At 71.6% G+C, this 18,629-nt stretch carries 18 protein-coding genes; 11 read left to right on the top strand and 7 right to left on the bottom strand.

What is annotated here, in order from left to right; translation table 11 throughout:
- Positions 1 to 5: 5 nt before the first annotated feature.
- Positions 6 to 920, bottom strand: coding sequence for a hypothetical protein (locus WME73_RS18985; RefSeq protein ID WP_437916595.1), 915 nt, complete (start codon positions 918 to 920; stop codon positions 6 to 8).
- A 159-nt stretch (positions 921 to 1,079) separates the two neighbouring features.
- Here WME73_RS18985 and WME73_RS18980 point away from each other — a divergent pair, with 159 nt between their 5' ends.
- Both WME73_RS18980 and WME73_RS18975 read left to right on the top strand, forming a co-directional pair.
- Entirely contained in the window at positions 1,080 to 1,931 is an 852-nt protein-coding gene (locus tag WME73_RS18980) for a DUF350 domain-containing protein (protein WP_437746814.1), read from the top strand.
- Entirely contained in the window at positions 1,928 to 3,172 is a 1,245-nt protein-coding gene (locus WME73_RS18975) for a glutathionylspermidine synthase family protein (RefSeq protein WP_437746813.1), read from the top strand. Before WME73_RS18980 ends, WME73_RS18975 begins: the two co-directional genes overlap by 4 nt.
- Before the next feature lie 33 nt (positions 3,173 to 3,205).
- Here the strand turns inward: WME73_RS18975 and WME73_RS18970 are convergent, their stop codons facing one another.
- Positions 3,206 to 3,775, bottom strand: a complete 570-nt coding sequence (locus WME73_RS18970; protein WP_437746812.1) for an SgcJ/EcaC family oxidoreductase — start codon at positions 3,773 to 3,775, stop codon at positions 3,206 to 3,208.
- 352 nt (positions 3,776 to 4,127) lie between these two features.
- Between WME73_RS18970 and WME73_RS18965 the strand changes: the two genes are divergently transcribed.
- Entirely contained in the window at positions 4,128 to 4,868 is a 741-nt protein-coding gene (locus tag WME73_RS18965; protein WP_437916594.1) for a hypothetical protein, read from the top strand.
- Here WME73_RS18965 and WME73_RS18960 read toward each other — a convergent pair whose 3' ends face one another.
- Positions 4,869 to 6,533, bottom strand: coding sequence for an NTP transferase domain-containing protein (locus tag WME73_RS18960; RefSeq protein WP_437916593.1), 1,665 nt, complete (start codon positions 6,531 to 6,533; stop codon positions 4,869 to 4,871). It abuts the gene before it with no gap.
- 239 nt (positions 6,534 to 6,772) lie between these two features.
- Between WME73_RS18960 and WME73_RS18955 the strand changes: the two genes are divergently transcribed.
- The 4 genes from WME73_RS18955 to WME73_RS18940 are packed head-to-tail and all read left to right on the top strand — an operon-like array spanning position 6,773 to position 10,795.
- Positions 6,773 to 7,234 carry a (2Fe-2S)-binding protein gene (locus WME73_RS18955; protein WP_437746809.1) on the top strand — a complete coding sequence of 154 codons (462 nt, stop codon included), beginning with the start codon at positions 6,773 to 6,775 and terminating at the stop codon, positions 7,232 to 7,234.
- On the top strand, positions 7,231 to 9,366 hold the full coding sequence (locus WME73_RS18950) for a molybdopterin cofactor-binding domain-containing protein (RefSeq protein ID WP_437916592.1): 2,136 nt from the start codon (positions 7,231 to 7,233) through the stop codon (positions 9,364 to 9,366). Before WME73_RS18955 ends, WME73_RS18950 begins: the two co-directional genes overlap by 4 nt.
- 9 nt (positions 9,367 to 9,375) lie before the next feature.
- Positions 9,376 to 9,969: a hypothetical protein gene (locus WME73_RS18945; protein WP_437746807.1), complete on the top strand. Its 594-nt coding sequence runs from the start codon at positions 9,376 to 9,378 to the stop codon at positions 9,967 to 9,969.
- Positions 9,970 to 10,021: 52 nt separating this feature from the next.
- On the top strand, positions 10,022 to 10,795 hold the full coding sequence (locus WME73_RS18940) for a hypothetical protein (protein WP_437916591.1): 774 nt from the start codon (positions 10,022 to 10,024) through the stop codon (positions 10,793 to 10,795).
- A 128-nt stretch (positions 10,796 to 10,923) separates the two neighbouring features.
- Here WME73_RS18940 and WME73_RS18935 read toward each other — a convergent pair whose 3' ends face one another.
- The gene (locus WME73_RS18935; RefSeq protein ID WP_437746805.1) at positions 10,924 to 11,559 is read right to left on the bottom strand and encodes a hypothetical protein; all 636 of its coding nucleotides are present in this window, start codon (positions 11,557 to 11,559) and stop codon (positions 10,924 to 10,926) included.
- A 192-nt stretch (positions 11,560 to 11,751) separates the two neighbouring features.
- Positions 11,752 to 12,516, bottom strand: coding sequence for a zinc-dependent peptidase (locus WME73_RS18930; RefSeq protein WP_437916590.1), 765 nt, complete (start codon positions 12,514 to 12,516; stop codon positions 11,752 to 11,754).
- Positions 12,517 to 12,849: 333 nt separating this feature from the next.
- Between WME73_RS18930 and WME73_RS18925 the strand changes: the two genes are divergently transcribed.
- The 4 genes from WME73_RS18925 to WME73_RS18910 all read left to right on the top strand — a co-directional run bounded on the left by WME73_RS18925 (position 12,850) and on the right by WME73_RS18910 (position 16,514).
- Complete coding sequence (locus tag WME73_RS18925) at positions 12,850 to 13,890, top strand: AraC family transcriptional regulator (RefSeq protein WP_437916589.1); 1,041 nt, start codon at positions 12,850 to 12,852, stop codon at positions 13,888 to 13,890.
- 243 nt (positions 13,891 to 14,133) lie between these two features.
- Complete coding sequence (locus WME73_RS18920; protein WP_437746802.1) at positions 14,134 to 14,784, top strand: DUF47 domain-containing protein; 651 nt, start codon at positions 14,134 to 14,136, stop codon at positions 14,782 to 14,784.
- Positions 14,785 to 14,794: 10 nt separating this feature from the next.
- Positions 14,795 to 15,805 (top strand): anion permease, encoded by a 1,011-nt coding sequence (locus WME73_RS18915; RefSeq protein ID WP_437746801.1) that lies wholly within the window; start codon positions 14,795 to 14,797, stop codon positions 15,803 to 15,805.
- Between the two features lie 124 nt (positions 15,806 to 15,929).
- The gene (locus WME73_RS18910) at positions 15,930 to 16,514 is read left to right on the top strand and encodes a hypothetical protein (protein WP_437746800.1); all 585 of its coding nucleotides are present in this window, start codon (positions 15,930 to 15,932) and stop codon (positions 16,512 to 16,514) included.
- Positions 16,515 to 16,530: 16 nt separating this feature from the next.
- On the opposite strand, the gene WME73_RS18905 is transcribed toward WME73_RS18910, so the two are convergent.
- Both WME73_RS18905 and WME73_RS18900 read right to left on the bottom strand, forming a co-directional pair.
- Positions 16,531 to 17,484 carry a hypothetical protein gene (locus WME73_RS18905; RefSeq protein WP_437916588.1) on the bottom strand — a complete coding sequence of 318 codons (954 nt, stop codon included), beginning with the start codon at positions 17,482 to 17,484 and terminating at the stop codon, positions 16,531 to 16,533.
- Positions 17,485 to 17,527: 43 nt separating this feature from the next.
- Entirely contained in the window at positions 17,528 to 18,517 is a 990-nt protein-coding gene (locus WME73_RS18900; protein WP_437916587.1) for a cupin domain-containing protein, read from the bottom strand.
- Positions 18,518 to 18,629 lie beyond the last annotated feature (112 nt).

Here is an 18,629-nt window from a genome sequence, read left to right as displayed (position 1 = left end):
CTGGCTCACGCGGCGGCCTCCCCGGCGCCCTGCGGCGCGCGCTCGGCCTGCGCCGGCGGCGCGGGCGGCGCGACACCGGCCGCCCTGGCGTGGTCGCGCCGGAGCGCCTCGATGAACTCCGGCGTGAAGGTGCCGTCGATGCGCACCGAGTACCTGAAGTACGGGTCCGCCTCGACGCCGTGGTAATCGTGATCGTTGAACCAGTAGGCCCGGCCGGCGACCGCCGTCTTCCGCCGCGCCCGCTCGTCCCACAGGAACAGGCGCTTGTTGCCCGCGGGACAGAGCGTGATGAAGTGGTCGGGCTCGCTGTCCGGCGCCCTCCCCTCCCCGTCGTGGTGCACCGTGCCGTGATCGTTGGCCTCGAGACCCATGATGTTGCAGCGCCCTATCGACGCGAACGGCAGGCGCTTCACGTAGGCGATCGTCCTCGGGAAGAACGACCGCGCCAGGCGGGTGAAGTCCTTGCCTTCACTCCGGCTCTTGTCGCTCCAATAGCGGTTCGGGATGAGCTCGACATAGATCTTCCAGGGGAAGTACACCCCATGGCGGAACTTGAGCCACAGCATCTGCCGTCGGGAGAGCGGGATCTCGCGCTCCTCGCCGAACTCGAGCGCGGCGCGCGCGGTGCTTTCGATCGACGAAGGGTCGTCCGAGAGGCGCTGGAACGTGGCGAACTCCTCGTCGCCGAGGCCGCGGATCACCTCGCCGTAGTCGGCGAACGCCTCGCCGAGGCGCGACGGCGGCATGATGCCCATCGCGCGGTGGCTGCCGCCGGTGTAATCGATCGGCACCTGCGTGAGCCCGAGGCAGATCTCCTCGTGGATCTCGTCGAGCGGGGCGAGGTCGAGGTACGGCTCGAGATCGATATAGGGTCGCGCGAAGATGCCCTGGATGCCGGAGTCACAAGGAGGTTCGACCATGGGTCCGCCGCCGGAGCCGGGGCGTCACAGCCCGGCAGGCCTACCCATATCACAAAGCCCGGGGCGCCCCGCAAACCCCGAAGCCCGCCTGCGCCTCGCGGCGGCGTGACGCGAGGCTTGGGCTTGTGAGGGCGCGGCGCGTTCTGTAGCGTGCGTCCCATGGATCTGTCCTACGTCATGGGGTTCGGGCTGGGCACCACGCTCGCTCTGCTCGCCCTGCTGCGCATCGGGCAGAGGGTCTTCTCACCCACGCACACGGTCGCCCGCGATCTCACGGAGAGCAACGCCGCCCGCCGGCTGCTCACGGTGGGCCAGGTCCTCGCGGTGTTCCTCGTCGCCGCAAACGCCGTGAAGAACTGCCTCGAGGGGGAGGGCTTCGCGCGCGACCTCCTCTGGGTGAGCGCGTTCGCCGTCGTGGGCCTGCTCCTCGTGCTCGCGACCGGCCAGCTCGGGATCCGCCTTCTGCTCAGGGCGCGGCTCCCGGCCGAGATCGAGCGCGGCAACGCGGCCGCGGGGCTCGCGGCGGGCGCGCACTACGTGGCGACCGGGCTCATCACCTCGCGCGCGATCGCGGGCAAGGATCTCGGCGATCTCGCGATCTCCCTCGGCTTCTTCGTCCTCGCGCAGATCACGCTGCACGTGTTCATCTCGCTCTTCCGGGCGCTCACCACGTACGATGACGCCGAGCAGATCCAGGGAGAGAACCTCGCCGCCGCGCTGAGCTACGCCGGCGCCTCGATCGCCGTGGCGATCATCATCGCGCGGGCGCTGGAGGGCGACTTCGAGGGTCTCTTCATCTCGCTGAAGGGCTATGGCGGGGTGCTGCTCTATCTGTTCGCCCTCTACCCTGTGCGGCAGCTCCTCGTGCAGAGCGTGCTGCTCGGCGCGCCGCTCGCGCTGCGCGGCGGCCGCCTCGACGCGGGCATCGCGGCCGACCGCAACGAGGGGCTCGGCGCGCTCGAGGCGACGACCTACCTCGCGACCTCGATCGCCATCGCGCGCCTCCTATGACCTCCGCTGACCGCGCCTACGACGCCTTCGCCGCGAAGATCGTCGACACGGGCATCATCACCGACCCCTGGTTCGACGGGGCCCCGCGCTTCCGCGAGGAGCCGGTGTTCGTCACCGCCGCCGAGCAGCGCGCCCTGTACCGCGCCGCCGAGGAGGTCGCGGCGGTCTACAACGAGCTTTGCCTGATCGTCGCGGACGAGCCGTCGCTGCTCGACGACTTCTTCTGTCTGACGCCCTGTCAGAAGGCGATGTGGCTCTCGTCACAGCCGCTGTGGCACGGCATCGCGCGCGCCGACGTCTTCCTGACGGACGAGGGCCCGGCGATCGCCGAGCTGAACTGCGACACGCCGACGGGCGAGGCGGAGGCGGTCGTGCTGAGCGCGCTCGCTGCGCCGGATCACCCGGGCGCGCGCGACCCCAACGGCGAGCTCGGCGCCCGGTTCTGCGCGATGGTGGACGAGGTCGCCCGCGCGCTCCTCGGCGAGGCCGCGACGCGGCGCCTCGGCTTCGTTTATCCGACGGAGTTCACCGAGGACCTCTCGGTCATCCGCCTCTACCAGCGCTGGCTCACGGAGCGCGGGTATTCCGTGCTCCTCGGCTCGCCGTACAACCTCGGCCACGACGATCGCGGCCTGTCGCTCTTCGACGTCCCCTTCTCGGTCCTCTTGCGCCATTACAAGACGGACTGGTGGGGAGAGCGCTCGAGCGTGTGGACCGACGAGCAGATCCCCGACGCCGAGCCGCTCGCCGGCCCGCTCGGCGCCGTGCTGTCCGCCTCGGCCGACGGGCGCGCCGCGATCCTGAACCCGCTCGGCGCCGTGCTGCCGCAGAACAAGCGCTCGATGGCGTTCATGTGGGAGCACCTCCATCGCTTCTCGCCGCACGCGCAGTCGGTGATCCAGCGTCACGTCCCGGTGACGTCGCGGCTGGAGACGGTGCACCCCGAGCTGCTCCTCGCGCAGCGCGAGGAGTGGGTCCTGAAGAGCGATTACGGCGCCGAGGGAGAAGAGGTGATCCTCGGGCGCCACACCCCCGACGAGGTCTGGCGCGCGTCCCTGGCCAAGGCCCGGGAGGGGCGGTGGATCGCGCAGCGGTACTTCTCCGCCCTGGAGAACGCGCGGCGCGAATCGGTCAACTACGGCATCTACCTGATCGCCGGCGAGGCGTGCGGCATCTACGCGCGCGTCCAGGCCGGGATGACGGACGTGGCCGCGCTGAGCGCGCCGGCGCTTGTGCGGTAGGCGCGTTCGCCGGGCGGACACGCCCGCGGGCGGCTACTGGGCGGGTCGGGCCGGGGCATCCATGGCGCGCACAGCGCGGAATGCGTCGGCCGTTGCCTGCGTGTTCTGCGTCGTCACGATCTGGAGCCGGTCCCCCGCGCGCCGCGCCACGTGCACCAGGATACCCTGCATGTCGGGCACGGGCTGGCCATCCGGGGTGACGACGCCCGTCAGCTCCCATGCCCAGCGGACGACCGCGAGATCCGGCGCGACGAAGCGTGTCTCGACACGCACGCTGGCGAGGCGGCTCTTTGCAAAGACGCTCTTGTGAATGCCGACGTGATTCGCCCGGATCTCCTCCCGCCCATGCCACCACATCCCGAAGATGTTCACGAAATCGGCGTCCTCCGCTTGAAGCGCGGCGAACGCACCCATGTCGTGCCGGTTCCAGGCGTCGTTGAAGGCGGCGACGAGCTGCTCCCCCAGCGCCGCCTGCTCGCGGGCGTCGGGCGCCACCGCCGCAATGGCCGGCGCTGGCGCCGCCGGCGCGACGGGCGGGGGCGTCGCGGGGGCGCACGCGAGGACCAGGAGCGGCAGCGCAGCCAGGGCGAGGGCTCTATGCATGCGACGCCACTTACTGCGAACCGGCGCGGGACGTCAACCGGCGCGCTCGATCCTGGCCGCGGGTCAACCCGCTGTCCTCGCGGGCGGTAGAGCTGCCTCGATCACGTGGAACAGGCGTTGACCCGCTCGCACCGTCATCGAGGATCAGCGCTCGGCCGGATCGCCCCGGTTGCCAGCGGAGCCGCGGATAGGTACGTTTGGTTGTCCGCTGGGTCCGCTCCGCGCACTGCCCAGGATGCCTAAGGAACCCGCCCCAGGTGGCATTCCCACGACCGGGGCGCGACGACCCGGCGACCCAGGTTGACGGATGAGGAGAGAGATGCATCGATTTGTCTTCAGAACGTGCGGATACATGGCCACGATATGCTTGCTCACGCTCGTGGCTTGCGGTGACGACGAGGCCCCCGACGACACGTCGACATCGGGGAGCGGGGGCGCCGGCGCTTCAGGCTCGGCGGCCTCGACAGGCTCGGGCGGCACGGGCGGGTCAGGTGAGGGAGGCGCGGGCGGCGGCGCGACGGGCTGTCCCGAGCTCGTTGGCCGCGTCCCCATGCCGGAGCTCGGGCCGTGGATGTATGGGCCTCACCCCGGACCGTGCGCCCAGACGGACACGGAGACGGACACGGGACAGGCGATATCGTTCGTTTACGAGTACGATGGCCAGCGTCTCGTCGGAGCGGTCGAGACGCTGGGCAGCGAAATCCACACACACACCTTCGAGTACGAGGGCGAGCGCATGGTCCGCATGACCCGGAGCGGCACCGCCGACACCCGTGTCCTCGAAATCGACTACAACGACGACGCGCGGGCGATCACCTATGGTAACGACGACTACTTCGTTCGATACGATCGCGACGACCAGGGGCGCCCCGCTCAGCTGACGTTCGACCGCTTTTCGGATGATCTGCCGACCATCACGACGGAGATCGTCTACGAGGGTTGTCGTCTCCTCCGCCGGGAGCAGGGGGTGAGCCCGCTCGACGGCGCGCCCAGCCCATCGATCCCGGCCTTCACCTACGTCTTCGACGGCGATCTGCTGGTCGAGCGCCTCGGGGACACGCTGCACACCGTTTACGACTACAGCTGCTGGTGATCAGCTCGGCGGGTTCGCCGGCGCGTGGCCGCCGAGCGCGCGCACGTCGTCGGCCGTATCGACGTCGATCGCCCCGCCCGCCCAGTCGATCGCCGCGACGTCCTCGACGCGCAGCAGGCGGCCGGCGCCCTGGTCGCCCTGGAGGCGCGAGAGCGCGTCCCAGCGAGATCGGTCGAACACCGCCGGCGCGCCCGCGACGCCGCTGAACCGCGACGCGGCGATCGGCGCGCCCGCGAGCCAGGCGTCCCGCAGCGCGGTGAGGTGCTCGACCGTGAGCAGGGGCTGGTCCGCGAGCGCGATCAGGAGCGCGTCGGCCTTCGAGGCCTCCGCCCACCGGACCGCGGCGCGGACCGAGGAGGCGATGCCCTCTTCCCAGCCATCGTTCGCGATGTGCGCGACCTCCAGATCGCCGAGAGCGCGCGCGACCGCGCCGGCATTGGCGCCGAGCACGACGCCGACCGGCCCGGAACGCGCCTCGACGCACGTGGCCGCCACGCGCCGGACGAGCGGCGCGCCGTCGAGCTCGACGAGCTGCTTGGGGCGACCGAGGCGACGTGAGCCGCCGGCGGCGAGCACGACCAGCGCCACGCGCACGTGCAGAGGCCGGGCGCGGGCGCGGAGCTTCCCCCCCTGCGCCCGGCGCGCGACGGCCTGAAGCTCGCCCACGATCGAGAGCGCGATTTGCTCGGGCGTCTCGGCGCCGAGATCGAGGCCGCTCGGCGCGTGGATCCGCGGATCGTCGCCGGGGTGGCCGATCTCGGCGAGGAGATCGCGCGTGCGGCGCGCGGGCCCGAGCACGCCGATGTAGCGAGCGCGCGACGCGAGGGCGACGGCGAGCGCGTCGCGATCCGGCGTGACCTGATGGTGCATGATCACGACGTACGGCTCGGCCGCGGCGTCGATGAGCGCGCGGAGGCGATCCGCCGCGCCGCCGGTCGAGACGACGCGATCCGCGGCGCGGAACCGGGACGCCTGGCGGATCGTGGGACCGGCGACCGTGACCCGGAACCCGACCGACGTCGCGAGCGTGACGATGGACACCGCGTCGTGCCCACCCCCGAGCACGAAGAGCTGCGGCGACGGCGCGATCTTCTCGACGAGCACGGAGATCCCCAGCCCGTCGAGCTCCACGACGCCGGCCGGCCCCCGCGCCGCGGCCTCGATCGCGGAGCGCGCGGCCGGATCGGTCACCGGGTGCGCGAGCGCGCACGGCGGACCGAACGCGAGGCGCGCGCCGACCCGGACCGCGCCGGCCGTCGAGCGGATCACCGTGGCCAGCGTGCCGGCGGTCTCCTCCGCGAAGCAGGCGGCGGCGAACGCGAGCGCGTCGTGGGTCGCTCCGGCGGCGACGTGCTCGAGCAGGACATCGACGACGCCGTTGCAGCCGAGCCCCACCCCCCACGTCTCTCCGTCTTCGGTGGTCGAGTCGTAAGTGACCACCACGGCGCCATCGCGGCACCGGTGCTCTCCGCGGAGCATCACGTCGCCCTCGAGGCAGCCGCCGCTCACACACCCGGATACCCAGCGATCGCCGGCGACCAGCATCCGCGCGCCCGGACGCCGGTACGACGACCCCGACACCCGCACGACCGTCGCGAGGAGAAACGGTGACCGCTCTGCCACCAATGTCGCCGCTTCGCGCACGATCCGCTCGAGCTCGTTCATGCGCTCGGCATCATTCACCCTTCGTGACGCGCCCGCCAGGGTGTTCGTCGTCGCTGGTGACGCTGGTGACGCTGGTGACCACCGAATCGCCCTCCTCACCGCTCGGTCGGTCGCGGTCGGGGGTGCGAGCGTGACAGAGCGCCGGCGAGCGCCGGGCCGATGACCGATGTTGAAGAAATGATAAGAACATGTGCAGTCGCTTGACGGCGCGTCAGCCCAAAAGTATGAGCTGAACGGCCATGAAGCTCGATGTCAACGGCGTTGTTCGTGACGTGGATGCCAGTCCGGAGATGCCCCTGCTCTGGGTGCTCCGTGATCTGCTGGGATTGACCGGCACAAAATACGGCTGTGGCATGGCCCAGTGCGGCGCCTGCACGGTCCACCTCGACGGCAAACCCGCGCGATCGTGCGTCCTGCCGGTGTCCAGCGTCGGGGCGCGCAAGGTGACGACGATCGAGGGCCTGTCGCCCGACGGGTCGCACGCGGTGCAGCAGGCGTGGGCGCAGGCCGACGTCGTCCAGTGCGGCTACTGCCAGTCCGGGCAGATCATGACCGCGGTCGCCTTGCTCGAACAGAAGCCCGATCCGAGCGACGCCGACATCGATGCCGCGCTGTCCGGCAACGTGTGTCGCTGCGGGACGTACGTTCGTGTACGCGAAGCGGTGATTCTCGCGTCGAGGCTCAAGCGAGGTGGCAAGTGACCGTCTCCCGGCGTGACTTCTTGCAAGCGGCCGCGGGCTCGGCGGCCGGGCTCCTGATCAGCTTCTACGTCCCGCAGGGGGTCCGCGCCGCGCCGAAGGCGGCGCAGCCGCCGCCGCTCTCGCCGAACGCGTTCGTCCGCGTCGGCACCGACGAGTCCGTGACCGTGGTGCTCGCGCACTCCGAGATGGGCCAGGGCATCTGGACCGGGCTCGCGATGCTGATCGCCGAGGAGCTCGAGTGCGACTGGTCGAAGGTGCGGTCGGAGCACGCGCCGGCCGCGCCGGTCTACGGCCATCCGGTGTTGCAGTTCCAGATGACCGGGGGGTCGTCGACGACGAACAGCGAGTTCGAGCGGTACCGCACCGTCGGCGCGATGGCGAGGGACATGCTGCTGCGCGCGGCGGCCGCCCGGTGGAAGGTCTCGCCCGCGGCGTGCACCGCCGCGAACGGCGTCGTCACCCACGGCAAGGACAAGCTGACCTATGGCCAGCTCGCCGAGGAGGCGATGAAGCTGGCCCCGCCGGCGAAGGTGAAGCTGAAGGACCCCAAGGACTGGAAGCTGATCGGCACCCTCGTGCGCCGCATCGACACGCCGGAAAAAGTCACGGGCAAGGCGAAGTTCGGGCTCGACGTGCACTTCCCCGGGCTCCGCACCGCCGTGGTGCTGCGCCCGCCGGCGTTCGGCGCCAAGCTCGTCAAGTTCGACCCGGCCGACGCCCTCAAGGTGCCCGGCGTCGAGAAGGTCGTCCCCACCGCAAACGGCGTCGCCGTCGTCGCCGCGCATTTCTGGGCCGCCAAGCTCGGACGCGACGCGCTCCGCGCCGAGTGGGCGCAGCCCGAGGGAGGCGGGGCCGACAGCGCCAAGCTGCTCGCCGAGTTCCACGCGAAGGCGCGGACGCCCGGCGCCGTCGCCGCCAACGTCGGCAAGGTGGAAGAGGCGCTCGCCGCCGCCAAATCCCGGCTCGAGGCGGAGTACGACGTGCCCTACCTGGCGCACGCGCCGATGGAGCCGCTCAACTGCACGGTCAAGATCGACGGCGATCGCTGCGAGATCTGGACCGGCACGCAGTTCCAGACCGGCGACCAGATGGCCGCGGCGAAGATCCTCGGCACGACGCCCGACAAGGTCCAGATCCACACGACGTTCCTCGGCGGCGGCTTCGGGCGGCGCGCCAGCCCCGTGGCGGATTTCGTCGGGGAGGCCGTGATCGTCGCGAAGGCCGCCGGCGTGCCGGTGAAGGTCGTGTGGACGCGCGAGGACGACATGCGCGGCGGCTTTTACCGCCCCGCCTACGTCCACCGGATCCAGGTCGGCGTCGACGCGCGCGGCCTGCCGTCGGCGTGGGATCACGTGGTCGTGGGCCAGTCGATCGTCGCCGGCACGCCGCTCGAGTCGTTCGTCACGAGGAACGGCGTGGACTCCACCTCGGTGGAAGGGATCGCCGAGTCGCCCTATATCGAGCGGACGCCCGCGCTCCGCGTGTCGCTGCACTCGCCGAGGACGCCGGTCACCGTGCTGTGGTGGCGCTCGGTCGGCAACACCCACACGGCCTTCGCGGTGGAGAGCATGGTGGACGAGCTGGCGCACGCCGCAGGGCAGGATCCGCTCGCGTACCGCCTCGAGCTGCTCAAGGACAAGCCGCGGCACGCGAACGCGCTGAAGGTCGCCGCCGAGAAGGCCGGCTGGGGCACCGCGCCCGCGCCGGGACGGGCGCGGGGGCTCGCGATGCACGAGTCGTTCGGATCCATCATCGCCGAGGTGGCCGAGGTCTCGATCGAGAAGGGGCGCATCCGCGTCCACTCGGTCACCTGCAGCGTCGATTGCGGTACGGCGGTGAACCCGCTCGGCATCGAGGCGCAGATCCAGGGCAGCGTCGCCTTCGGCCTCACGGCCGCGCTCTACGGCAAGATCAACATCGCCGAGGGGAAGGTCCAGGAGAGCAACTTCCACGACTATCCCATGCTCCGGATGTTCGACATGCCGCGCATCGCCGTCCATCTCATCCCGAGCAAGGCCAAGATGGGCGGCATCGGGGAGCCCGCCACCGCGCCGATCGCGCCTGCCGTGGCGAACGCAGTGTTCGCGCTGACCAAGCAGCGGCTGCGCTCCCTTCCGTTTCGCCTCGCCTAGGAACTGACCATGATCCGATCCTCTCTTGTCCTCGCCTCTCTCCTCGCCGCGTGCGGGGGACAGACGCCCGGGGTCTCGCCCGCGCCCTCGCCGTCGCCGGTCAGCCGCGAGACCGCCCTCGCCGCGTTCGAGACCGTGCGCGGCGTCCTCCAGCACCCGCGCTGCCAGAACTGTCACCCCGCCGGCGACGTGCCGCTCCAGGGCGATGAGGGCCGCCTGCACACGCAGTTCGTGCTCCGCGGACCCACGGGCCACGGTATGCCAGGCGCGGAGTGCACGACGTGCCACGGGCCGACCAACCCGCCGAACAGCTTTGGCATGCACGTGCCGCCGGGCGTCTCGAAGGGCTGGCACATGCCGCCGCCCGAGATGCCGATGGTGTTCGTCGGTGTCGCCCCGGGCGCCCTGTGCGAGCAGATCAAGGATCCGAAGCGCAATGGCGGCAAGGACATGACGGCGTTGCGCGTCCACCTTGAGGATCCCCTCGTGACCTGGGGCTGGAATCCTGGCGCTGGCCGCACGCCCATTCCGACGCCGTACGCCGAGTTCGTCGCTGCATGGGAGACCTGGGCCCGCGCCGGCGCGCCCTGCCCTGGTGGATGATCGACGGTCACGCGCTTCGCCGTCGGGCAGCGCCTGCTCTATGATGCGGCGCATGGGGTCGTCTCCCGCTTCGACATCGGGTCCGTGTCGGAGCGCCGGCGGCGCGTGGCCGGCTCTCCTGCGGCTCCTCCTGCTCGCCGCGCTCGGCGGATGCAGCGTCGAGGAGCGCCGCTTCGTCGACCGGGGCGGTGGCGGCGGCGCTGGCGGAACGGATGGCGCGGGCGAGACGAGCAGCAACGCCACATCGAGCAGCGACGCCACGTCGACCAGCGACGCCGCCTCGAGCACCGGTTCCGGCGGCAGCTGCACGGGGCCATCGGAGTGCCCTGCCCCGCCAGAGCCCTGCCAGGTCCCGGCGTGCGTCGCCGGAAAGTGCGGCACGGCGCCGCTGCCGGAAGGGACCGAGATCGCGCCAAAGACGGGCGACTGCCAGCGCCTCCTCTGCGATGGGCGCGGCGCGCAGGTCGCCGTCGCCGCCGATGAGCCGGAGGATGATCACAACCCGTGCACGTCGGACACCTGCGTGGGGACGACGCCCAAGCACGCGCCGCAGCCAGGGTCCTGCCCCACGGGACGCTGCGACGACGCGGGCAACTGCGTGCCGACCGAGTGCTCGCGGGACGCCGAGTGCGGCACCTCGACGGAATGCATCCGATTCACCTGCAATGACGGCCTCTGCGCGGCGCAGCCCGCGCCAGCAGGCAGCTTGTGCAACTCCCTGCAAGATCAGTGCGACGGCGCCGGCAGGTGCATCGACTGCGTGAACAGCGGCGGGTGCGGCGAATGCTGCACCTGCTCCGCAGCTGGCGTGTGCGTCCCGGCATAAGGCGCTCCTGAAGGCCGCGCCCCGGCCCAGATCAGCGTCGGCGGCGGCGCCTGTCTCGGTCCATCCTCGGCGGCCGGAGGACACGCGCTGAGCCTTGGCCCTGACGCCCCTGCCGACGAGAGCGGGCGTCAGTCGACGCTGACGCTGGTCACGGCGGTCCAGTCGTTGCGGCCGTCGGCCGAGACGAAGTGGAAGCGGAGCGTGTCCTCGTGGCGAGCGGTCGAGACGACGGCCGCGCAGGCGCCGACGAAGTCGTCCTCGCGGCAGGTGTCGCGGAGATCGCCGCCGTCGTCGAGCACACCGACGCGGACCGGGGCCGCGTTCTCCCGCAGGTACGGGGCAGCGATGAGCTCGGCCGGGGCCAGCGGTGCGGGGACGGGCGCGTCGAGGTCCCAGAGGCGAAGGTGCTTTGCGTCGGTGAGGTGGGCGTAGAGCCGCTCGACTTCCTTGCCGGCGTCCTCCTCGACGGCGAGGGCGAGAAGCAGGACGCGGTCGTCCTCGCGGGCGCGAGCGCGGGCCTTGAACGAGAGCGGCGCGCGCAGCGTGACGACGGCGGGGAAGCGGCCCTCCGGCGGACGGAAGCGGACCAGGGTGCGGCCCAGCGGACGAGGAAGCGTGAGCCCCGCCGGACCGCTCGGGTCATGGGGAAAGAGGAGGTACGCGGCGAGGAGGAGGACAGGCTCTGGCGCGCCGCGGAGGAGGCCGTCGTGGCCGGAGGCGAGCTCGAGGGCGGTGATGTCGAGGCGAAGGCGGAACGAGCGCACGCGCCTCGCGTGCGGCGCGGCGACCGCAGGCGACGCGGGAGACGCCGTGCGAGGAGCGGAGGACGCGCCGCCCTTGCGAGACCTGCCTTTGCGCTTTCGGGCCATCGGGGGAGCCGGGAGATACCACGACCGGCGGCGCTCGGGCGATCGGCCCGCGCGCGGCGACGGCGGCGCCGACGGCGGGCGGCGCCGCTACCGGCCGGCCGGGTCCTGGCAGTAGAACGCCTTCAGCTGCTCGTAGAGCTCCGGGTGCTTCGCCCTGAGCTTCCGTGGCTTCTCGAAGAAGGCCTCGGTGACGACGGCGAAGAACTCGGCCGGGTTCGTCGCGCCGTACGGGTCGATGACCGTGCGCTTGAGGCTCGCCTCGTCGCGGAGGAGGCGCTCGTACTCGCGGCCGAGGATGCGCGCCCACGCCGCGTACATCGAGCGCTCGGGCAGCTCGGGCGCGCCGTCGGCGGGGCCTTCCTCCTGGTCGAGCTGGTGCGCGAACTCGTGGAGCACGAGGTTGTGACCGTCGCTCATGTCCGCCGCGCCCGCGAGCACGCCGTCCCACGCGAGCACGACCGACCCCCGCGACCACGACTCTCCGAGCCGCGCGTGATCGCCCTCGACGACGACGCCTCCCTCCCGCACCTCCCGGCCGCGGGCCACGTAGGTGCTCGGGTAAACGAGGACGACCTCGAGCTCAGGGTAGTAGTCGGTCTCGCGGTGCAAGAGGAGGAGGCACGCCTGCGCCGCCACCGTGACCCGGATCTCGTCGGTGATCTCCAGGCCGCCGCACCCCTCGAACGGCTTCTCGTCCAGAAAGACCTGGATATGCCCGAGGAGCTCCTGCTGGTCCTCGGCCGCAAGGCGGCCGAAGCAGGGCACGTTCCGGTCGAGGATCTCGCGCCACGCGGGCGGAAAGGGCTCACGGCGGACGGCGTCGCGCCGCCGCTTCCTGAGAAAGGCCAGCATCGACGACCACCTTACCCGCTCGCGTGGCGCTGTCGGAAGAGCGGTGAGCGGTATTCGCGGAGTGCTCATGCCGCAACACCGGATCGCCACTGACTGCCGCCATGGGAGCAATCCGAGCCCGCTCACCTTCATGGGTGATCGTCGCCGCCGGCCGGTTCAGGCGCTGGGAGCTATCGACGCGAGCGTCGAGCCGGACAGAGCGCAAGCTACGGCCGGCCGTGGCGTTCGGACGCGGAGGCGCTCGGCCCCCCTGGGCCGGCCGCTCTCCGTGCGAGCCTGCCCGGAACGCCGCTTGACGCCGCCGCCCCTCGCAGAAACCCTGGCTCCTCCTCCGTGACCCCGCGCCCCGCGACCCCGCCGGCCACGGTCTTCGCGCAGGCGCTCGGCATCGCGGTCGTGACCGCCTCGCAGCGCGACGGCATCGCGCCGGCCGAGGTGTGTGCGCGGGTCGGCGTCGACCCCGCGGTGCTCGGCCGCCCCGACGCGCGGGTGACGCACGACGAGCTCTGCCGCGCGTGGGCCGCGTTCTCGGCTGCGGACGAGTCGTTCGGCCTGCGCGCCGCGGTGCTCGTCGACGCCGCGCCTCAGTCGCTCGTCGAGTACACGTTCGCGAGCGCGGGCGACGTGCGCGGCGCGGTGCGGGCGTTCCTGCGCTTCCAGCGGCTCATCCACGACGCCGCCGCGCACACGTTCGAGGAGGGGCCGGCCCACGTGACGTTCCGCTTCGCGCTCGCGCCCGGCCACACGGCCCCGAGCGCGGTGTGGGACTACCTCGCGGCGACCACCGTCCTGCGCTTCCGGCGCGCCGCGACGCCGCCCCGCGAGCCCACGGTCGTCCGCCTCGTGCGCCCGCCGCCCGCGGACGGCGCGCTCGCGCGCAGCGTCTTCCGCGCGCCCATCCGCTACGGCGAGCCGCGCGCCGAGGTCGAGTACCCGAGGGCGCTCCTCGACGCGCGGATGAGCACCACCGACCCGATGCTCTACGCGCTCCTCGCCCAGCAGCTCGAGCGCGCGCTCGGCCTGCCCGCGGGCGAGCACCGCGTGCTGCCGCGCGCCGAGGAGGACGTGCTCGCGCGCGTGCGGCGCGAGCTGCGCACGGCGATCCCGCAGGGCGAGGCCACGCTCGACCACGTCGCGCGCGCCGTCGGCCAGAGCGCGCGCAGCCTCCAGCGCCGGCTGTCCGAGCGCGGGACGAGCTTCCAGGCGATCGTCGACGAAGCGCGGCGCGCGATGGCCGAGGAGCTCCTCGCGGCGCACCGCGCGACCGTGACCGAGGCGGCGTTCGCGGTCGGGTTCACCGACGTCGCCGCGTTCACCCGCGCGTTCAAGCGCTGGAACGGCGTGCCGCCCGGCGCGTGGTCCCGCCGCCGCTGAGTTGCTCCGGCGTGGGCGCGGCGTCGAGCGACCCCCGGCGGCGCAGGCCCCGGACCACCGCGACCGCCGACGTTCCCCTCGAGACGCCCGTGACCACGGACACGAGGGTAAATTTTTCCTACCCCTCTACACAACGCTTCGATAAGACCTTACACAGCCGCGGCGGCGGCTGCCCGGCGCGAAGCGCCCGCATCGAGCGTCACGTGCTCGTGCTAGGATGCGCCCGCCCGCCAAGAAAGGTCCATGATGTGGCTCGATCGGGTCATCAAATCGCTCTTACCTCGTGAAGAGCACTTCTTCGACTTGCTCGAGCGGGGCGCCGACTGCGCGCTGCAGAGCGCCAACGTCCTCTCGGAGTGCTGCAGCGCCCGGAGCGCCAGCGAGAGGCAAGCCCTGGTCTCGCGGATCACCGACGTCGAGCACGCCGCCGACGCGGTGATCCGCGACGTCTACGACGCTCTCAACAAGACGTTTGTCACGCCGCTCGATCGCTCCGACATCTACGCCCTGGCGACCGACCTCGAGAACGTCTCGGATCGCGTCCACTCCACGATGATGCGGGTCGTGGTCCACGCCATGGAGGATCTCCCGCCGGCGAGCCAGGAGCTCGCCGCCAAGATCCTGGAAGGATGTAGCGAGATCAACAGCGCCGTCAAGCTGCTCCGTGGGATGAAGCGGGTGTCGGAGATATACCGGCATTGCAAGGCCATCGCCAAGCTCGAGCACGACGGCGATCAGATATTCCGCTCGGCGATCGTCGAGCTCTTCAACACCGAGAAGGACGCCATCCACCTCATCAAGCACAAGGAGTTCCTCGAGGGGCTCGAGAACACGCTCGACGCCTGCGATGACGTCGCCAACGCGCTGGAGGCGCTGGTGATCAAGAACGCCTGAGGGGCGCGCCATGAACACTCTCCTCGTCACGCTGACCCTCGTGATCGTGGTCGCGCTCGTCTTCGACTACATCAACGGCTTCCACGACACGGCCAACGCCATCGCCACGGTGGTGAGCACCGGAGTCCTCCCCATCCGCACCGCCGTGCTGCTCGCGGCGCTGTTCAACTTCGGGGGCGCGCTCACCGGCACGGCGGTGGCGAGCACCATCGGGAAAGGGCTCATCGTCCCTTCGGCGGTGACCCAGGTGGTGGTGCTCAGCGCCCTCGTCGGCGCGATCTTCTGGAACCTCTTCACCTGGTATTTCGGTATCCCATCGTCGTCGTCTCACGCCCTCGTGGGCGGGCTCGTGGGCGCGGGCGCCGGGCGTGCGGGCACCGCGGCCGTGCAGGGGGCGGGGCTCTTGAAGGTGGTCAAGAGCCTGATCATCAGCCCCGTCGTGGGCTTCGCGATCTCCTTCCTCGGGATGATCGCCATCTTCTGGATCGTCCGGCGCACCCGGCCGGCGGTGGTCAATCGGCGCTTCCGGATCTTGCAGATGGTCTCCGCGGGCTTCATGGCGCTCTCGCACGGGAGCAACGACGCCCAGAAGACCATGGGCATCATCACCATGGCGCTGGTCGCGTACGGCGCGATCCCCGCGGGCCACGGCGACTTCCATGTGCCGCTCTGGGTGGTCTTCGCCTGCGCGACGGCCATGGCCCTCGGCACGGCGGCGGGCGGGGTGCGGATCATCAAGACCATGGGCACCAAGATCATCGACCTCAAGCCGATTCATGGCTTCGCGGCCGAGACCAGCGCGGCGGCGACCATCTTGACCTCATCGTTCCTGGGGATGCCGGTGTCGACGACACACGTGATCACCGGCTGCATCATGGGCGCAGGCGCGAGCCAGCGGGTGAGCGCGGTGCGCTGGGGCGTGACCACGCGCATCCTCTGGGCGTGGGTGCTCACGATCCCGGTGAGCGCCGTCGTGGCCTGGGCCTGCTATCTCGGGCTCTCGTCGATCCTCGGCGGTTGAGCGTCGCCGCGCCGCGCCGCGCCGCGCCGCGCCGCGCCGCGCCGCCATCGCTGACCGCTGACCGCTGACCGCTGACCGCTGACCGCTGACCGCTGACCGCCGACCGCTTCCCAAGGAGGCCTCCGTGCACCGTCGCCATGCGCTCTGGATCCTGATGCTCTGCCTGGCTCCCCTGCTCGCCGCGTGCGGGCACCCCTGGAAGACCATGCGTGAAGCCGTGCCGAACCCGTTTTACGGCCAGGGGCGCTTCGGGGTCGTCCCGATCGTCTTCTACGGCCTCCAGGTCGGCGACGGCTCCGAGGCCGAGTGGATGGCGGAGAAGGACGCCGAGCAGCAGCAGAGCTGGCAGGAGGACAAGGCGGCGATGAACGAGGAGTTCACGGAGGCGCTGATCGCGACGGCGGCGTCGGAGGGCGTCGCCATCGTCAGGGCGAGGAGCGCAGCCGACGCGCCGTTCTTCCTCCGCGCGAACGTGACGTTCTACGAGCCCGGCATCTTCGCGGTCGTGCTCAACAAGAACACGCGCCTCAAGGCGAAGGTGCAGCTCACCGATCCGGCCGGGGGCGTGTTCGACGAGTTCTTGATCGACACCGCGGTGCCAGCCTCGTTGACCAACCCATCGAGCGGAGGGCGCGCGCGGACCGCGGCGAGCCAGCTCGGGAAGCTCGCCGCGAGGTACATCATCCATCGCGTCCAGGGCGAGGACTGAGCGCCGCGGGGCGCGGTCAGCGCGCGATCTGCGCGAGCGTCGCCTCGGCCGACGGCGCGGCGAGCCCCAGCTCCGTCGCTCCGTAGCGCGCGAGCGCCCGGCGGTCTGCCGGCGAGAGCGGCCGCGCGCGGACCGCGTTCGCCGCCGCGGCGGCGCCCTCACCGCAGGACGCCGGCACGCTCGATCCGTAGCGCAGCGCCCGGTGCGTCCGGATCATCGCGAGCACGTCGAGCGACGCGCCCGCGTAGTGCGCCACCTGATCGAGCAGGAACGTCGCCAGGGGCCGCGGCACGGGCACGCTGTCGAGCGCGTCGGTCAGGCGGAGCTCGTAGACGACACGCTGCTTCGACGGCAGGAACGTGGTCCGGTCGAACGTCGCGTCGCACGACAGGAAGATCTGCGACGTCGGGACCAGCACGCGGACGGACGGGGCCACGTCCCACGCGGCGATCGTGTGGTTCCACGTCGGCCAGAAGAGCCCGACCCCGCGGACGTCGAGCCGGCGCGCGAGCCCGGCGAAGAGCGCCGAGAGCTCGTCGCACTCCGCCGTCGCCGAGGGCCCGGCCGACGACGCGAGCGGAGGGCTCTGCCTCCACGCGGCCCAGATGTGCCAGGCGGTCGGGTTGCGATCGGTGATGCTCCAGCGCAGCCGGAACGGACCGCCGTCGCGCGTCATCTCGAAGAGCGTCCGGACGCGCACGTAGTCGCGGACCCGCCCGGCGCTGCACTCGAGCCCGTGCTCCGCGCAGAAGCGCTCGGCGTCGGGGCGCCGCGCGTCGGCGGCGCACGCGTCGATGCGCTCGCCGAGGCGGGCGGCGAAGTCGCGCATCGGCAGCGCGTCCGGGAGCGCCTGGCTCTCGGTGGCGGCGCAGGTCTCGGCGCGCGCGGGGGCAGCGGGCGCGGTCAGCGCCGCGGCCAGCGCGAGCGCGAGCAGGGAATGCGGTCCGGGGGGCGAGCGGCGGTTCGGCATCCCCCTTCATCGCGCGGCGGCGGCAGAGTGTGACCGGATGCGGTCACGGCCGGGCGCCCGCCCTCGGCGCGTGCTCCGCCGTCGCGGCGCCGCGGCGCACGCTGCCCGGCGGCACGCCGAACGCCCGTTTGAACGCCCTGCAGAACGCCGCCTCGGACCCGTAGCCGACGCGCCGCGCGATGTCCGAGAGGGGCTCCGACGTCTGCTGGAGGTGCGCGCGGGCGAGCTGCATCCGCGACTCGGCCAGGTAATGCATCGCGGGCTCGCCGACCAGCTCGGTGAACCGCGCCGCGAACGCCGAGCGGGACATGCGCGCCTCGCGGGCGAGCGACACGAGGCTCCACGGGCGCTCCGGCGAGCGGTGCATCGCGGACAGCGCGCGCCCCACGTGCTCGTCCCGCATGGCGGCGAGCCAGCCGCGGCCCGCTTCGGGCGACGAGCCGAGCCACGACCGGATGGCCTGGACGACGAGGACATCGGCGAGCCGGGTCATGATCGTCTCCCCGCCCGGGCGGAGGGTGAGGGCCTCACGGGAGATGAGGCGCAGGGTGCTGTGGATCCAGCCGGTGTCCTCGTCGTCCCACGCGTCGATGTGCAAGACCCGGGGGAGCTGCGCGACGAGGCGCCGGGCGACGACGTGATCGAAGCGCATCGCGGCGTACGTGACGTGCGTGACCTCGCCGCCTCCGCCGTGGCGCATGATCTCGTATCGATCGCTGATCTGCTCGACAGGGATCTCGAACAGCGGCGCCGTGCGCGCGCGGGCGCTGCTGCGAAAGCGGTGCGGCGTACCGTGCGGGATCAGCGTGAGGCTTCCCTGCTGGAGGCGCATCGGCGGCGCCCCGTCGACCTCGAGCCAGCAGTGCCCCGCGGTGATCACCTGGAGCGTCATCAACCCTTCCAGCGAGGGCACGTCGATGCCCCACGGCGCGGAGAGCTCGGCGCGACAGTAGAGGGTGCCCGTCAGCCGCAACAGGTGCAGCGACTCTCCGAGCGGGTCCGGGGCAGGAACGACGCTGCGAGGGCTCGCCACGCGCCACAGCGTGCCCGATCTTCGACCATACGTCCAGCGATTGTGGACGAACGGCAAACAATGAAAGACTTCCGATGATTGATCGTCCCTTCAGAACGCCGCACGTTGGATG

It is taken from the genome of Sorangium sp. So ce302 (genome assembly GCF_051530145.1).
GTDB classification, from domain to species: domain Bacteria; phylum Myxococcota_A; class Polyangia; order Polyangiales; family Polyangiaceae; genus Sorangium; species Sorangium cellulosum_B.
Note: the sequence above shows the minus strand (reverse complement) of the source record. Positions and strands in the feature narration are given on the sequence as shown.

Bases quoted from the DNA above. Each gene is read 5' to 3' on its own strand.
- WME73_RS18975 (WP_437746813.1), top strand. From the start codon at position 1,928: ATGACCTCCGCTGACCGCGCCTACGACGCCTTCGCCGCGAAGATCGTC.
- WME73_RS18985 (WP_437916595.1), bottom strand. From the start codon at position 920: ATGGTCGAACCTCCTTGTGACTCCGGCATCCAGGGCATCTTCGCGCGA.
- WME73_RS18940 (WP_437916591.1), top strand. From the start codon at position 10,022: ATGGGGTCGTCTCCCGCTTCGACATCGGGTCCGTGTCGGAGCGCCGGC.
- WME73_RS18930 (WP_437916590.1), bottom strand. From the start codon at position 12,516: ATGCTGGCCTTTCTCAGGAAGCGGCGGCGCGACGCCGTCCGCCGTGAG.
- WME73_RS18960 (WP_437916593.1), bottom strand. From the start codon at position 6,533: ATGAACGAGCTCGAGCGGATCGTGCGCGAAGCGGCGACATTGGTGGCA.
- WME73_RS18980 (WP_437746814.1), top strand. From the start codon at position 1,080: ATGGATCTGTCCTACGTCATGGGGTTCGGGCTGGGCACCACGCTCGCT.
- WME73_RS18905 (WP_437916588.1), bottom strand. From the start codon at position 17,484: ATGCCGAACCGCCGCTCGCCCCCCGGACCGCATTCCCTGCTCGCGCTC.
- WME73_RS18920 (WP_437746802.1), top strand. From the start codon at position 14,134: ATGATGTGGCTCGATCGGGTCATCAAATCGCTCTTACCTCGTGAAGAG.
- WME73_RS18915 (WP_437746801.1), top strand. From the start codon at position 14,795: ATGAACACTCTCCTCGTCACGCTGACCCTCGTGATCGTGGTCGCGCTC.
- WME73_RS18965 (WP_437916594.1), top strand. From the start codon at position 4,128: ATGGCCACGATATGCTTGCTCACGCTCGTGGCTTGCGGTGACGACGAG.
- WME73_RS18955 (WP_437746809.1), top strand. From the start codon at position 6,773: ATGAAGCTCGATGTCAACGGCGTTGTTCGTGACGTGGATGCCAGTCCG.
- WME73_RS18970 (WP_437746812.1), bottom strand. From the start codon at position 3,775: ATGCATAGAGCCCTCGCCCTGGCTGCGCTGCCGCTCCTGGTCCTCGCG.
- WME73_RS18945 (WP_437746807.1), top strand. From the start codon at position 9,376: ATGATCCGATCCTCTCTTGTCCTCGCCTCTCTCCTCGCCGCGTGCGGG.